Origin of the sequence: Pseudomonas sp. B329, assembly GCF_023127835.1 — a bacterium.
GTDB classification, from domain to species: domain Bacteria; phylum Pseudomonadota; class Gammaproteobacteria; order Pseudomonadales; family Pseudomonadaceae; genus Aquipseudomonas; species Aquipseudomonas synxantha_A.
The window spans coordinates 33,652-50,087 of record NZ_SPKP01000068.1; the positions used below are offsets into that span (position 1 = coordinate 33,652).

The following is a 16,436-nucleotide window of genomic DNA, read 5'->3' on the forward strand; positions in this document are numbered from 1 at the left end:
GGCTGGCCTGACCGTTCTGACTGATCTTATACGTCGCCTCAGTTCAATTCTCCTCCTCATTGAGCACGGTGTTCTGAGCGCTAATGCGATCACGCCAAGCACTGACCCGCCGCATAAGCAGCGCCGAAGTTAGAAACTTACGTAAAGGCGGCACACTAGTACATGTGTGCTATATCCATTTCAATTTGGTGTCCCAATACTCCCTTTGTTGGCAACTTGCCGAACGCAAACGCTTTAGCCCTCAGGGCTGGCAGCCACCCTCGTGGTCTTATGGAGTATCAGGAGTCGCTATGAACCCCTTATCAAGGATATCCCCTCTCGCTTTCGCGATCACCTTAGCACTGTTTCAAGAGGTTCAGGCAGCGGACTATGTGCTCACCAATGGCCGGGAAACCTTTAGCAGTGACCGAGTGATCGATGGCTTGATCGATGTCAGCCCAACGGACGGCAACACCGCCACTCTTACGATCAAAAGCGGCGCAACGGTAACCAGTAACGGCGGCGATATCGTGGGTCAAGCCAGCCTGACGGGTGTCAACCCGGCCCAGGCCAGCGTCGTCGTCGAAGGCGCGGGCTCGCGCTGGATCGTGCCACGTACCTCATTCGTGCTCGGTAACACGATCGTGATCGGCGGTGTCGGCCAAGGCGATCTGACTGTCCGCAACGGGGGGCAAGTATCGGTGCGAGACCTGGATTTGGGTGACGTGAATGGTTCCCGCTCCAACGCATTTTCGAACGCGCAGCTGCTGGTGAGTGGCCAGGACGCCCTGGTCGACGCGGTCAACATCAAGGCCGGTGGAGTTTTTGTCTATAAATCGAGCATAACGGCCAATGATGGCGGAAAAATCAACAGCCAGCAGGTAGACATCGACTCCGTCGTCAAGCTTTCCGGCGCAGGTACCCGGTGGGACAACAGTGGTGTTTTCAGGAACAGAAATGACCTCACTCTTGAAAACGGCGCGGTGCTGACAAGCGATACACTTTCGTTAGGTTCGGCCATCACCAGCCGCAGCAATCACGTGAACATTTCCGGACCAGGCACACGCTTGGCAGCGCAATCCTTGACGCTTGGCACCAGCGATGCTCGTACTTACCTGACTCTCGCCGACGGTGCCGAGCTGAGTGCCACTAACGGTATTCTTATCAGTACCCTAAGCAACATCAACACTGCGACACGGGGCACGCTTGCTATTGGCGGTCCTGTCGTGACGGACCCTGGCCGTACTGATGTCGATTCCGTGACTGCCGGAGCACCTCAGGCAGCAGGCCGACTCGACCCGCAAACCACCGTTCGCTTCGGCACCGGGAACGGGCACTTGGCGTTCAACCATACGGACACCAACCTCCAGCTCGCCAACACGTTGAGCGGAACGGGCCGAGTGTATGCGTTCAACGGTAATACCTCCTTGAGCGGCGATCTCACGGCGCTGTCAGGTAACGTGGTGGTACGCGGTGGTCGACTGGTGCTGGCGGGGAACGTCGATCAGATCAATCAGCGCGGCAACACGGCCAGTTCCCAAAGTCTTTCACGGCTGAGCGTCGGGAACGGTACCCTCGTGGTCAACGGCATCGTGGGACGCAATGAGTTCGGGGTTTATACCAACAGCGCCCAGGTACTGGATGGCGGCGTTCTCGCCGGCGTCGGTCAAGTGGGCGCCACGCAGGTAGCTGCTGGCGGTACGCTATCGCCCGGAGAAAGCGCCGCCGGCACACTGGCCATTCAAGGCGACCTCGACATGGCCGCCGGTTCACGTTACGCCGCAGACATCGCCGGCGACGGTCGGGCAGACAAGGTCAATGTGAGTGGCACAGCCACCCTGCGTGGTACGCAGGTCAACGTGACTGCGCTGGACCCCGCGCAAAGCTATCAAAGCGGTCGAACCTACACCCTGCTCTCCGCTCAGGGCGGTCTGGTGGATGGCGCTGTCGCCGGCGCTGCCTATGCCCAGGCGTTTACCAACTCGGCGTTCCTGAATGTCGGGCTACAGCGCACTGCCAACGACCTGAACCTCACCATCGAGCAAAAAAGTGTGGAGCCGACACCGACGCCGACGCCGGAACCCACACCAACGCCAGAACCAACACCCACACCAACGCCGGAACCCACACCAACGCCAGAACCGACACCCACACCAACGCCGGAACCCACCCCGACGCCAGAACCAACACCTACTCCAACGCCAGAGCCAACGCCCACCCCGACGCCGGAACCTACACCAACGCCAGAACCAACCCCCACACCAAAGCCAACACCTGAACCCGTACCAACTCCGGGCATCTTCCAGACAGTCATGCTGACCCAAAACCAGTTCAATACAGCTGGCGCGCTGAGCGTATTGCAGCAGAGCGGCGAATCCCTGCGCCTCTACAACAACTTGCTGATTCTGGATGCTGAAAGTGCTCGTAACGCTGCAGATCAACTATCCGGTGACTATCACAGCAGTACTTCGACGGCTCTGATCGCCAATAGCCAAGTGGTATCTGCAGTGCTGGGGACTCGTGTGCGTAATCTGCTTGATACCGGCACGTTGCGCGTGCCAGCCATGGCACTCAACCTGATGCCCAGCACGCCACCTGCCGAGAACGGTGCCTGGGTGCAGCCATTTGGTAACTGGACCAAGTTGGGTGGCCATAACGGCGCAGGCGGCCTGCGCCAAAGTACCGGCGGCCTGCTGTTCGGTGCTGACGGTAGCTTCAATCCAGATTGGCGCGGCGGCGTCTACGGCGGCTACAGCCGCTCGAAGTTCGATGCTGATAACCGTGATGCCGAGGGCCACAGCGATAACTATCATCTGGGTCTTTATACCGGTGCTCAGATCGACGCCCTGCGCCTAAGCGCTGACGTCGGTTACACCTGGCACCGTATAGAGAGCGAGCGCAATGTTGCTTTTGCAGGCTTCAGTGACCACCTCACTGGCAAACGTAACGCTCAATCGCTGCAGGCAAGCGGTGAAGCGGCCTACCGCATACCATTTGGCAGCGTGGTTCTGGAACCCTTCGCCGGCCTTTCTTACGTGCGCTACGAAGCCAAGGATCTGCACGAAAAAGGCGGAGCGGCGGCACTGAATCTATCCAGCGATAAGCAAAACACTGTCTTTTCGACACTCGGTCTGCGTGCGTCGACAAACTTCCGTGTAGCGAACCTGGACACTCAGGTCTATGGCTCACTGGGCTGGCGGCGAGCCTTTGGAGATCTGGATCCGCGCAACACTCAGAGCTTTGCCGGTGGTCCAAACTTTGAAGTACAGGGTGTTGCTCAAACCCGCAACACGGCCTTGACTGAAGTGGGGGCGAAACTGCGATTGAACCGGCAGACCGATCTGAATCTGTCCTATCAAGGACAGTTCGGGTCCGACACTCGTTTCAATTCGGTGAATGCGGGCGTGACGGTTCGCTTCTAACCGTAGTTGTAACGTCGGGCTGGATGACTATTTTGGGCAGTTCGCCTCTGATGGTATCCAGCCCGAACTCATTTAAGAACACCTGCTCCGACACGACGGTAGGCTCGGGTGAAACAAATTTCCTTTGTCGATGGCGAGCACGCCGGCGAACTTAATCAGACACGTCGCAAGCGTTTACTGATGGTGTGATGGCGCCCTTGCGCGCTCATCTGAGACAGAATTGCTTCGGCAACAGCAATCCGGCGATTGAAGAAGCGTCAGACGAAGATGGGTTCTCAATGTCGCTCGGCGATTTGGTGAAATTTCCTACAGTTGAGTGGGCGCTTTCGTATCTCTTGAGCGAAGGAAATGCCGGAGCATGGCGAAGCCTGAGGCAGCACGAGTTTGATCTGCGCGAAGGTGACGTTTGATCCCAGGTCAGTTATCCAATCGGCTTATACGCTTGCTGAGGATATCTCTGAGCATCACTCGACGTGTGTTTTTCCAAGCCCTGTAAGGGACTATCTACAATCAATACTCTTGGTGGAGTTTATTCATGCCGATGCGCCCAGTGCGCGCTCTTGTACTTGAGACCCACGGTTCTCAACGCACGATGGCGATCAATATGTTGCACGAGCTGGGTTGCCAGGAAGTCTTCAGCGCTTCCGGTGGCGCCGATGCGCTGGAAATACTGCAAAAAGTAGGTCCCGTGGACATTGCCCTGTGTGACCTGCGACTGGACGGTATGGACGGCCTTGAGTTTCTTCACCTTGCGGCCAAGGCGGGGCTGGTCAGCTCCGTGATCATCAACAGTTCGTTGACCGAGGATGTACGCCGGACGGCCCACAGGCTGGTAACGATGCTGGGGCTGGTCGTGCTGGGGGATCTAAACAAACCACTGCAGATGGATGCCCTGGAAGGGCTGTTGGAAAAGCACATGCGCGAAGCCATCGGAGGCGAGGGCGCTGCATTACCGCCGACGCATCTATGCGATGAGCAAGAAGTTCGCGAAGCGCTTCGCGACCAGCAATTGAAAGCCTACTTTCAACCCAAGGTGCACCTGTTGAGCGGTGAGACCTATGGCGTGGAGGTACTCACTCGGTGGCATCACCCTACCAAAGGCGTGTTGCCCCCTGCTGTCTTTATGCCGGTTCTTAAAGAGACTGGGCTGATCGATGAACTGCTGTTCTCCCAATTGGACCAAAGTCTGGAATTTCAGCAGTTGGCATGGGATCGCGGACATCTACTCAGCATCGCTCTCAATCTCGAGCCCTCGCAGTTATCGAACGTCGAATTGGTGCAAAGCGTCAAACAGCGTCTGGTTGCTCATCGCATGCCTGCTTCAGGTTTGACGTTTGAGTTAACCGAAGGCAGCCTGTTGCAGGCTACGGTCATCAGCCTGGAAAACCTGATGCGTTTGCGGATAATGGGGTGTGGTTTATCGATTGATGATTTTGGCACCGGCTTTTCGTCACTGCAGCGGTTGTCTCATTTGCCGTTTACAGAGATCAAACTTGACGGAGGATTTATCCGTAACTTGGAACACGATCCGCGTAGCCAGATCATCGTCAGCAGCACACTGGCGCTGGGCGAAGCGTTGAAGTTATCCGTTGTGGTCGAAGGCATCGAAACCGCGGAGCAGTATCAACAGTTGCTCAAACTGGGGTGTGCCAAAGGGCAGGGTTATTTGTTCGCCAAACCGATGGAACAGACCCATTTATTGACATGGCTGGATGTTCAGGCAAACGCCAGGAACGTGCGCCACTGACTTGTAATCAGTAGTTCCCTGGACCCACTCCTGGTGCCGCATCAGGCGCTACGTTCGACCCAACGCTTTAAAAAGGGGAGCGCGTCAATCGGTGTTTGAAGCGCGTTAAGGTCTGAGGTTCAAGAGGGTGTAGACCGGACGCTTACGAGATTTTTTCATAACTCGTGACTACCGTGAGGCCGCGTCCAGACCCTGCCAGAAAGCTAATCCTGGCTATGGTTTCACGCACAAAATTCGGAAGTAAAAACCCAGCTTGATAGCTGGGTTGATTCCGCGTTGCCTTGCGTCCTGGCAGTACTCGCTTCGTCACCTGGCCATGTGCAGCGCGGGCGGTGGGGGGCTGTAGAAGCTGTTGCTTATTTAACAACTTCAACCAACCCATGGTCGTCGCAGTGACCGCCATGGGGATGGTGCAAATGACCATCCACCAGATAATCAATATGATCACCGTGGGGCACCGCTTCATGGCCGCAATCCGGCCCGTGCTGATGGTCCGAAGAATGAGCGCCGCAATCGTGCTGAGGCGTGCACTGAGCAGGGTTAGTCTGGTTAACGGCCAACACATGCTCGTCAACGTGATCACCATGAACATGATGCAGATGTCCGTCATGAACGTAGTCCACATGTCCATCATGTTTTATCGCGGTGTGTCCACAACCAGCCTTGTGTTCGTGATCATGGTTCGGGTGTTTATCACAGCCAGACATAGCGACTCTCCTGCCAAAATGCAGCGACGATTGAGTCGCTGACTATAGCAGACAGTGGGCTACGAATAACCATTCCTTATTAGGCGTGGCGACCGGTATCAGTGATATAAAGCATGGGTTAGCAAAAAAATTTCAGCTGTCACTTGGCTCACTGTCTCGAACCCTATTAGAGGCGTCTATGATTAATCTATTCGCCTCATCATAAAACTTGAATTTGACAACTTTCCTGGCATACCTCATCGTAATTATTGTGCCCAGCCCCCCCTCAACCCAATCTCAAACGAGAGGAATAGAGAGTTGGGTCAGGGGTGGAGATTCGATAATGTCAAAGTGGAAATCAGCAAGCAATAAAAACCGACTAAAATTGTCGTCGGTCTTTCTCCGTCGTGTCACGCTTGAAAAGCTTTACATGCTGCCCTGAACACAGAGCCATTCTGCACGCGCGATGACATCAGTTAATTAACAGGTTATATCTGCGCATCAAAATCCCAGAACATACAGCTGTAGCTGATTACCTTAACCGGCTTGCGTAAATCCATATCAAAAATCCAGGCCTCAACCATGCTGCAATGCTGTGGCTGCGAGTCTCCAACAATGGCGATGTGTTGGTATTCACCGACCAGCTCACCGGTGCGACCGCTACGCAGTTCTATACTTTCGTTCTTGCCTTTGTAAAAGTCAGCAAGCTCATAGACTCGGCAGTCTGCAGCAACGACGACAGGTTCCTTCTTGAACTTTCCGTAAAAGCGCATCCCGTCACCATGCGCATCGATCCCAATCGTACCTTTCATGCATTCCCCGTCACGACTAAAAATGATTATTTGTGCAGTTTGCTCACCTTCAGTCATCCACAGGTGGCCTGTCAAACTGCTGTAAAAATACCATGGAAGGTTGCATGCAATGAACGCCTACGGGGTCGTAGATCGGCGTCTCTGACCCGCATGTCACGTACAAAGATTAGCTAGACAAATTGTGCAGCCTGACTAGGGGCGCTGGCTTCTTGTCGTGCGTGCTCGGCTTGCTTCTTGGAAGGAACCGAGACGAACTACAGGGTCAATGACGGCGTTCACATGAGTCACAGGGCGCTTTTACAGGGCCAGATACCCCAGTAATAAAGCTGAACTGGACAAGATACTCAAGTCAGCGATCACACTGTCACAGGTGTTATTGATGGTCTGCAGCTGGCTATTGAAATGATCATTCTCAGCCACCAGCACATCGAGCAGGGTGCGCTTGCCGAGGTTATACCACTGGTCATAGAACATTTTGCGCACCCGGTCGGTCTCCACCGACAGGCGTTGATATTCCTGCGCCAGTTGCACGGCGGTCGTGCGGCTTTGGGCCAACCGGTTTATTTCCTGACTCAGATCCTCGCGAGCTTTTTCGTACTGTTCCAGTGCCGCGCTTCTGCGGGCACCGGCCGCCGCCTGAGCCGCTTTGTTGGAACCACCGCTGAACGCCTGCCATTCCACATCAAACCCGACATACCAGTCGTCATTGCGGTCTACATCATTATTCGAACCGTTTATAGCGTTCTGTTGCTTGCGTGCGACCAAATTCAATCCCGGCAACCCATCGGCCTTAATCGACTCGACGCGACCATCTTCCATCTCGGCTTGAGCCTTGAGGCGAAGTAACAGCGGGTGATGATTCAGGGCTGCCAGCGCTTTGGCTGGGTCACTTGTCACGCTGCCAATCAGTGCCATCCGTTCGGGCATGGTCGGAGCATCTTCTCCCAGTAAGCGGTGCAATTTGATCCGGGTTAGTTCCAGTTGGTTTTCTAGCTGTTTTCGACTGACCACCGCGGAAAGAAACTTTGCCTGGGCCTGCACCAGTTCGCTGGTCCTGCCTTTGTCGCTTTGGGTGATTTTTAACAGCATCTCTACCCGACTGCTCATCTGCTGTACGTAGTCTTCGGCGACGACCATGCTCATCTGGTAACGCACCAGGTTGACCAATTCAGAACTGGTATCGAACGCCACCTGTTCGCGCTCCACCAACCCCGTTTGTTCGGCGGAACCCAGAGCCGCTTTGGCGGTGCGCAGCTCATTGGCATTCTTGCCCCAGTCCCACACTTTGGTGGTGACATTGACCGTGCCGGCGGTGTCGCCCGAAGCGCTGCGGTCAGAACGGCTCTGATCCCGGGTCAAGGCCGTGTTCATACCCAGGCGCACTTGCGGCCAACGGCGGCCTTTGACATCGTCGATGTCGTAGCCAGCGGCGGATTCATTGGCGTTCGCCACGCGAACTTCCGGGCTGTGCAGCAGAGCCTTGCGGACCATGTCCCTGAGCAGTACACGCAACTCATTGCTGCCCGAGTGCCCGCCGTCACGTAACCAGGTGGAGGAGGACAACCTTGCCGACAAGTCGGTTGTGTGCTCGGTATTTAACCGGTTAGCTGAGGCATCTGCCTCGCCAGCCACCGCTGCCGGAATGCATGTGGCATAAAAACCCATCAGCAGGGTCGAAAATAACGTGGTTTTGGTGAAACTCAGTAGTGGGCTGTTCACATTACCTTTCCCGAAACGCTTCACGCGCCTTCAACACCGGCTTGAGTAAATACGACAAAACCGTCTTCTCGCCGGTCTTGATATCCACGCTGGCAATCATCCCGGGGATAATCGGAAATGAATGCCCGCGCGCTTCCAATGCGGCACGATCGGTGCGCACATAGACTTTGTAATAGGTCGGGTTTTCCCGCCCGCTGCGGGCCTTGGCTTCATCGAATAGGGTATCGGGGCTGATGTGCTCGACCTTGCCGCTCAAACCGCCATAAATCGAATAGTCGTAGGCCGTGATCTTCACCGTTGCCTCAAGGCCAGGGTGGATGAAGGCCACATCGGCAGGTTGGATTTTCACCTCCACCATCAGGCGATCCTCCAGCGGAATCAGGGTCATGATTTCAGCCCCTTGCTGGATCACCCCTCCACGGGTGGTGACCCGGATGTTGTTGACCGTGCCGCGCACCGGCGCCGTGATGGATGTACGGTTCATCACATCTTCACGCCCTCTGAGCACTTCCAGCGCCTGCGCCAACTCGCTTTCCGAGCGCGTCAATTCGTTGTTGGCTTCAGAGCGGAAGCGGTTGATGCGATCAGTGATCTGCAGGTTGAACTCGTTGGCCTGGCGGCGCAGACGCATGATCTCGACTTCGGAAACCAACCCCTGTTTCGCCATGGGGGCTGATAGTCGAACCTCACCTTCGGCCAGGTCCAGGCTGCGACGCAGGGCCTTGACACTGTCCTGCAGGGTCTTTTGCCGGGCGTTGTAGGCCTGGGTTTCGTCGCGGACAATCGAGGCGCTGTGGGCGATCTCCTCAGGAAAAACCAAGGGTTTGTCATAAGCTTCGGCGCGCAAACGGGCGATCGCGCCCTTCAGGCCCTCCACCCGCGACAAGGATTCTCCGTAGCTGGCACCGACTCGGGTCGGATCGATTTTCAACAAGACCTGGCCCTGTTCCACCACCTGTCCTTCTTTGACAAACAGCTCCTTCATGATCCCGCCTTCCAGGCTCTGGATAATTTGCTCGCGGCTGGCTGGAATAACCCGGCCCTCACCAACGGTTACCTCTTCCACTCTGGCAAAATGTGCCCACACCAGGCCCGCCACCACCGTCGTTGCCATAAGCCATAGCACCAGCACACTGGCGGGTGTTTTCTGCTCGATCAGCGCGCCCTGTAGATCGCGCATGAACGATTCATCTTCGGCTCGCACGGCGAAGTTGCGTTTTAGCCCAGGCCCTGCTTTATCCGCCCCGAGAAAGCTCTTGAATTTTTTTAACGACATGGGTCGCTTACCTAAAAAACCAACTGTGAAATATCGAGTACTTACGGCAACGTACTCGCCGGCGAAGCCCCGGATTGGCCATTTGCATTCAGGGCAGCGATGACTTGCGCCTTGGGCCCGTCGGCGGCAATGCAGCCGTCTTCGAGCACGATCAGGCGGTCGGCCAGGCTGAGCATCGACATGCGATGGGTGACGATGATCAGGGTGTGTACCTGGCTCAGTTCACTCAACTGGCGAATGAACTGGGCCTCGCTCAAGCCGTCCATTGCACTTGTGGGCTCATCGAGCAGTAAGATCTTCGGCTCCAACATCAAGCAGCGGGCGAGGGCGATCAGTTGGCGCTGCCCACCAGACAGGTTGTGACCCATCTCGCCCACTGGCATCTCGTAACCCTGTGGATGGCGCGCGGCAATACGGTCAAGCCCGGTCATGCGGGCAATCCGCAGGAAATGCTGGGTGCTGGCACCGGGGCTGCCGATCATCACGTTTTCGCGCAAGGAACCGTAGAACAGCTGGCAGTCCTGGCCGACATAACCTACTGCCGCCCGCCAATCCGAGGGGTCCACTTGCGAGGCGTCCACACCGTCGATAGCCAGTCGGCCTTCGCTTTGGCGGTAGAGTCGAGCCATGATTTTGAGCAGGGTGGACTTACCGCTGCCGATGTTGCCGAGGATCACGATCCGCTCGCCGGCATTGATGTTCAGGTTGATATTGTCCAGCGCTTTGGGCACCGCAATCGCACCGGGTATAGGGTAGGAGTAACTGACTTTATGCAGGCTGAGGCTGCCGTCGAAACGCGGCGCCTGCAGAAACGCTGCGCCGTGCTCGCGCTCCAGGGGCAGGCTCATCAGTCTGTTCAAGGACTTCATGCCGGCCTTGGCTTGCTGGTAGCGCACGGCCAAACCGACCACCGCGCCCAGTGGTGCCAGCGAGCGGCCAGAAAGGATAACCACGCCGATCATCGCGCCCATGGTCAGTACACCCGCATGGATCAGGTAGACCCCCCAGAGCACGATCAATACGGTGACAATCTGCTGTACGAACATCACAAAGTTTGTGATCAGGCTCGACAGGAAACGGCTCTTCATCGCCGAGGCGGTGGCCAGCGCGCTGAAATCGTCCCAGCGTTGTTGCATCACACCTTCACCACGCGAAGCCTTCAGCGCTTCCAGACCTTCGAGAGTTTCGATCAACAGGCCCTGGCGTAGGGAAATTTCACGGATGTTTTCCTGCATATAACGTGACAGCGGCCATTGGCAGGCAATACTGAGTACCAGAATGACCGGCACCGCCAGAATGGGGACCAGCGCCAATGGCCCACCAATCAAGTAAATGATGCCCAGAAACAAGATGCAAAATGGCAAGTCCGACAAGGTCGCCAATGTGGCGGACGTGACGAAGTCACGCACCGCCTCATACTCACGGAACTGGTTGGCGAAGGCCCCGGACGAACCCGGTTTGCTTTCCAGGCGCAGCGCCATGACCTGGCGAAACAGCCGCGCACCGATGATCAGGTCAGCCTTTTTCCCGGCCACGTCCAGCAGGTAGGCACGTATCTGTCTCGACGCGAACTCCAGGCTGACGGCAATCAAAACCCCGATGGCCATGGACCATAACGATACATACGCATGTGTGGGTACCACGCGGTCATAGACGTTCATGGTGAAGAAGGTAATGGCCAGGGTCAGGACGTTGGCCAGCAGCGCCGCGAGTGCCGCGCTGTAGAAATAGAACCGGTAACGCCAGAGCACGGCAAACAACCAATGTGACTTGCCTTGGTCCAGCGACAGCAGGCCGTTGTCGTTGCGGGTGTCCAATTTCGGCACCACGCTGGTTAACAGGAAGTACCCAGAACAGTGTGCCTGCACCTGCGCCTCGCTCATCGTCACCTGGCCGTTATGCTCAGGAATAATGACGTCGTAGGTCACCTGGTCAGATTGCACGGTACGTTTTAGCAGGACGCAGTAGGTGCCGTCTTTACGTGCCTGAACGGCCGGAAACAGATAGTCGGACAGGTGGGGCAGCGGTCGCTGCACCCAGCCGGCCTTGATGCCGACCTGCTCAAGCATCCGCGTCGCTAAAGCCGGTGACAGGCGCTTGCCGCGGGGCAGGCCGGCGTACAGCACCGTTTCACTGACCTCCTTGTGATACAGTTCACACAGCGAGCGGATCGCCGACAGCAACGAGTCTGCCTGTTCCTCGGCACACTCGGTCATTTCAATCAAATCGTCGTTTGTTTTAATTTCTAAATCGGCAGGCATTACCAGGCTCCTGTACAACTGAAGCGTAAAAGCCTCGAAACGCGCGGGGCGTTCGAGACCTGTCCGCCAACGAGGTTCAGCGTCGACTCATGCCCATGTGACATTTACCGTTTGCTCGATCAGTAACTGACCTTTGTTTTCACCCACGCTGTTGTAAACATCGTAAGCGTGCCCACCGGAGAAAACGGTCGAGCTTTTTGACGTGATCCACTCCGCACTGTTTTTAACTTCAACGGTATTGTCGGAGGAGCCATCGATTACCAACTGATGGCGTTTGATATCGCCGTCAGCCAGCCCGCTGCTGAAGTTTTTATTGTTGATTGCGCTCAAACCGGCGTTCATATCCATAACGTCCTTGAGTTCCAGGGTCAGCTTGGCCTTGTTGGAGCCTTGCAGGTCGATTCGCTCGACATTGGATAGACGCGACAGACCGACGCCAGACTCGATCATGCCCAAGCTGGCATTGGAAATGGTGGTCAGGTTAACCGCGGTCACATCGTGCTCAAACGCGAGTGTATCGATACCGTTACCGCCATCCACACGTGCCAATCGCCCGTGGGTGCCGGCATTGGCATTGAAGCCCGCCGCCAATTGCGCGAGGTTGTCCTGATTCAACACAATGGTGTCATCACCCATGCCGGCATAGATGACGTCCGTGCCCCCTTTGCCAAAAAGGGTGTCCCTGCCGGCGCTGCCCTGGATGAAGTTGCTGTTTGCATCACCAGTGGCAACGCCCGTGGTTGAGACTATTCGCACTGAAGGTTCCGCGCCTAGTGATGTGCCGCCCATGAACAACTTGCCATCGCCGGAATAGGAACCGACATAGATATCTGCCAGACCGTCACCATTGAGGTCGATACGTCCCGCTATCGATGCGCCATCGGCCTGACTTCTGGGGACCATGGTGCCTTGTTGGGAGGTCATGTTTTTTACATCAATGGTCCCAGTGTCGGTTTTGCCAAAAATAAGGTAAGAGTTAGAGTAATTTCCGGTGCCTCCCTGGCCCGCTGTCCCGATGGAGTCGGTGCCATTATTCAGCGTATTGCCGTAGGTGGTGTATGCGAAATCCGCCAGGCCATCACCGTTTACATCACCGACGCCGCGAATGTCTCCATAGGTCGTCGGTTGAGTGCTTCTCCAAGAGGTGTCGAGGGCGAATCCGCGGTTATTGGACTGCAACCACGCGGCGTCCAGTTGAACCAGGCTTTGTGAGTTAGTTGCCTGTGGCCCGCCGAACACTACAAATACGCCTCTACCGTCATGCACGGCGACATCCGCATAGCCATCACCGTTGGCATCGCCGATCCCGCTGACCGCTTGGGCCTGGTTAGCGGCCAGCGCGCCGGAGCTGGTTGCCCAGGATACGTTTGCTGTCTTGCTGATGTTACCTCTGACCGACTGGCCGAAGGTGATACCGCGTGCGGTGACGATATCGCCAATGCCATCACCGTTAAAATCACCAGCCGAGGTGACGTACTGTGCGCCACTGAAGGCAGCCGACGGGGCACCTCCAACTTCATTTTGCGCTGCGCCAAAATTGAAGCCACTTTGCACTGCACCTGTGGCGCCCGTCGTACCAAAGCGGATACTGGACGTTGAATTCTGGCCGTAAGCCCCTGAGCCACCCAACACCACATCCGCCAGACCATCGCCATCGAGATCGCCAGCGGAGGCGACAAAGCGTGCGGAGGTCAGGTTGGTCGGTGCCCAATCACCTTCCAGTGAACCTGCTCCCAGGTACAAGCGAGCGGTGCCGTTGGCAGTACCGTTTGTATTGCCGTACATGGCGACCACGTCATTGAAGCCGTCGCCGTTGATATCGCCCACACCCGCTTGGTGGTAGGTGAAGAGACCCCCGGCATTGTTATAGAACTTAGGGCCATCAGTTTCGATCGTATCGCTACCGCGTAAAAGGGCACGCAAAAAACCGCCGTTGCTGTCATAGCTGCCGCTGGCAATATCATCAAAACCATCCCCGTCAACATCGCCCGCACCATCGACCGACCAGATGTTTCTGCTCACGACATTGGCAGGTGCTTCCGTAGGGCCAGCGATATCGACCGTTACCTGGTTGGAGTTGACACTGATGTTAGAGGCAGCGTCCTGAGCTCTGACGTATAAGTTTTGTAAACGGTTGGTCAGAAAATCACTTTCAAACACCCAGCTTCCTGTTGGTGAAGCCTGGACTCTTCCGACCTCGGCTTCACGCCCATCGGCATTCAGGTGATAGAGGATGACTGTCGAGTTAGCTTCTGCCGTACCCGACAAAGTGGGCGTGTTATCGCTGGTTTTACCGCCGGTGAGGGCCAATGAGCGGGGCACCGTGGTGCCCTGTTCGGTCACCGTCATCAGGGTAATGACCGGTGCAAGCGGATCAATCGTATCGACCGTCAGACTGGTAGGCGTTGTGGTCTTGCTGGTGCCCAGGGCATTGATGATCTGAACCGTATAGTTGTGGGTGCCATCGGCCGTCACGGGAAGCACGGCGGTCCAGGCTCCAGTGACACGATTGAGGTTGGCGACGGCGACCTGTGTGGTGCCTTCAAACACCACGACCTGCCCAGTCATGCCTGCGCCAAGGGCGGTGCCATACAGTGTTGGCGTATTATCGTCGGTGGGTGTGCTGGTGGGTTGTCGCACATCGGCATCCCCAGGCACTGTTGGGACATTGTCAATGTATCCTTCGACACTGACGTTATAAGTAACAGCCGGGTCGCCCACATAATCGCCTATAGCTGGCAAACTTTCGCGACCGTTGTTACCGATTGCCACTGCCTTGAAATGAGCGGCTTCCTGCCGGCCGGTACTGGTGAAGCTGAACGTACCGGTGGAACTGGATGTCATGTCTTGGACGCTGCCGTCGGGGAAAGTCAGTCGCACCTTGGTATTGGCAACGGCCGTACCCGTTATGGTTACCAAGCCATTTCCCGGATCGGTCGTGACATTAGTGAAAATTGGCGCGTCCGGTGCTGGCAGCGGCGAGAATGGGGCCGCGATAGGCAGACTCTGATTGCCTGCCGCATCTTTGACGACCAGCATGATATCGCCGGTTATGTTCTGAGGGGTGGTACCGATCAGCTCATAGGTGCCGCTTGGACCAGTCGTTACTTCGTGTGAGACCCCATCGGTCAAAGTTATCGTGACTTTGCTGTTGGCCTCTGCAGTGCCGCTGACTTTCACTGTGCCGTCTGGTTGCGCCTGCACCAAGAAGGTTGGAGCAGGCGGCGGTGTCCTATCAATCGTGCCATCGGCTACAAAGTTAATTGTCGCTGGCGTGCTGTCATGGCCTGCCGCATCGGTAGCGATGGCCTGGATGGCGCCATTGGGTTGCGCTGTGTTGCTGGTCAGCTCGAAGGTGCCATTGGGGCTGGCGGAGACCTGTTGCGTGGTGCCATCGGGCAAGGTCACGGTGACCTTGCTGTTGGCCTCCGCAGTGCCGCTGACCTTGACCTTGCCATCGGGCAACGTCACCGCAGCCAAGCCGGTCGGAGCGGTTGGGGCCGTAACATCAATGGTGTTGTTCGCGACAAAGTTCACTGTGGCCGGGGCGCTCGGGTTGCCAGCAGCATCAGTGGCGATGGCCGAGACTGTGCCATTAGGCTGCGCAGTGGTGCTGGTCAGTTCGAAGGCGCCATTGGTCCCTGCCGTGACTTGTTGGGTAGTACCATCGGGCAAGGTCACCGTGACCTTGCTGTTGACTTCGGCAGTGCCGCTGATCTTGACCTTGCCATCGGGCAAGGTCACCGCAACCAGGCCGGTCGGAGTGGTCGGCGGCGTCACATCAATAGTGTTGTCCGCAACAAAACTGACCGTAGCCGGCGCGCTCGGATTGCCTGCTGCGTCTGTGGCCGTGGCGGTGACGGTACCATTAGGTTGCACACCATTGCTGGTCAGCTCGAAGAGGCCATTGGGCCCCGTCGTGGTCAATTGCGTGCTGCCATCGGGCAAGGTCACCGTGACTTTGCTGTTAGCTTCGGCAACACCGCTGATCTTGACCTTGCCATCGGGCAAGGTCACCGCGGCCAGGCCGGTTGGCACAGGTGGTGGCGTGGTATCAACGGTGTTGTCCACTACAAAGTTCACCGTGGCTGGCAGGCTGGCATTGCCCGCCGCATCGGTGGACGTGGCCAGGATTGTGCCACTGGGTTGCGCAGTGTTGCTGGTCAGTTCGAAGGTGCTGTTGCCCCCCGCTGTGACTCGTTGAGTGGTGCCGTCGGGCAAGGTGACGGTGACCTGGCTGTTGGCTTCTGCGATGCCGCTGATTTTGACCTTACCATCGGGCAACGTCACTGCGACCAGGCCGGTTGGCGTAGGCGGCGGCGTGATATCAACGGTGTTGTTCGCAACAAAACTCACTGTGGCCGGGGTGCTCGGGTTACCCGCCGCATCAGTAGCAACGGCGGTGATCGTGCCATTCGGCTGCGCGGTGTTGCTGGTCACTTCAAAGGCACCATTCGCCCCCGCCGTAACTTGCTGGGTCGAGCCATCGGGCAAGGTCACGGTGACCTTGCTGTTGGCTTCGGCGATGCCGCTG

At 56.7% G+C, this 16,436-nt stretch carries 9 protein-coding genes; 4 read left to right on the top strand and 5 right to left on the bottom strand.

Annotated features, from left to right (window positions below; translation table 11 throughout):
- Window positions 1-371: 371 nt before the first annotated feature.
- From E4P00_RS28030 to E4P00_RS28045, 4 genes are all read left to right on the top strand, one after another.
- Window positions 372-3,401 (top strand): autotransporter domain-containing protein, encoded by a 3,030-nt coding sequence (locus E4P00_RS28030; RefSeq protein ID WP_248133461.1) that lies wholly within the window; start codon window positions 372-374, stop codon window positions 3,399-3,401.
- A gap of 188 nt (window positions 3,402-3,589) precedes the next feature.
- Window positions 3,590-3,811, top strand: a complete 222-nt coding sequence (locus E4P00_RS28035) for a hypothetical protein (RefSeq protein ID WP_248133451.1) — start codon at window positions 3,590-3,592, stop codon at window positions 3,809-3,811.
- 125 nt (window positions 3,812-3,936) lie between these two features.
- On the top strand, window positions 3,937-5,148 hold the full coding sequence (locus E4P00_RS28040) for an EAL domain-containing response regulator (protein WP_248133452.1): 1,212 nt from the start codon (window positions 3,937-3,939) through the stop codon (window positions 5,146-5,148).
- Window positions 5,149-5,564: 416 nt separating this feature from the next.
- Window positions 5,565-5,897: a hypothetical protein gene (locus tag E4P00_RS28045; RefSeq protein WP_248133453.1), complete on the top strand. Its 333-nt coding sequence runs from the start codon at window positions 5,565-5,567 to the stop codon at window positions 5,895-5,897.
- Between the two features lie 425 nt (window positions 5,898-6,322).
- Here E4P00_RS28045 and E4P00_RS28050 read toward each other — a convergent pair whose 3' ends face one another.
- The 5 genes from E4P00_RS28050 to E4P00_RS28070 all read right to left on the bottom strand — a co-directional run bounded on the left by E4P00_RS28050 (window position 6,323) and on the right by E4P00_RS28070 (window position 16,429).
- Complete coding sequence (locus E4P00_RS28050; protein WP_248133454.1) at window positions 6,323-6,703, bottom strand: hypothetical protein; 381 nt, start codon at window positions 6,701-6,703, stop codon at window positions 6,323-6,325.
- A 240-nt stretch (window positions 6,704-6,943) separates the two neighbouring features.
- The gene (locus E4P00_RS28055; protein WP_248133455.1) at window positions 6,944-8,389 is read right to left on the bottom strand and encodes a TolC family protein; all 1,446 of its coding nucleotides are present in this window, start codon (window positions 8,387-8,389) and stop codon (window positions 6,944-6,946) included.
- Window positions 8,367-9,641 carry an HlyD family type I secretion periplasmic adaptor subunit gene (locus tag E4P00_RS28060; RefSeq protein ID WP_248133456.1) on the bottom strand — a complete coding sequence of 425 codons (1,275 nt, stop codon included), beginning with the start codon at window positions 9,639-9,641 and terminating at the stop codon, window positions 8,367-8,369. Before E4P00_RS28060 ends, E4P00_RS28055 begins: the two co-directional genes overlap by 23 nt.
- Before the next feature lie 41 nt (window positions 9,642-9,682).
- On the bottom strand, window positions 9,683-11,902 hold the full coding sequence (locus E4P00_RS28065; RefSeq protein WP_248133457.1) for a type I secretion system permease/ATPase: 2,220 nt from the start codon (window positions 11,900-11,902) through the stop codon (window positions 9,683-9,685).
- A gap of 87 nt (window positions 11,903-11,989) precedes the next feature.
- Complete coding sequence (locus tag E4P00_RS28070; RefSeq protein WP_348984621.1) at window positions 11,990-16,429, bottom strand: Ig-like domain-containing protein; 4,440 nt, start codon at window positions 16,427-16,429, stop codon at window positions 11,990-11,992.
- Between the last annotated feature and the right edge of the window lie 7 nt (window positions 16,430-16,436).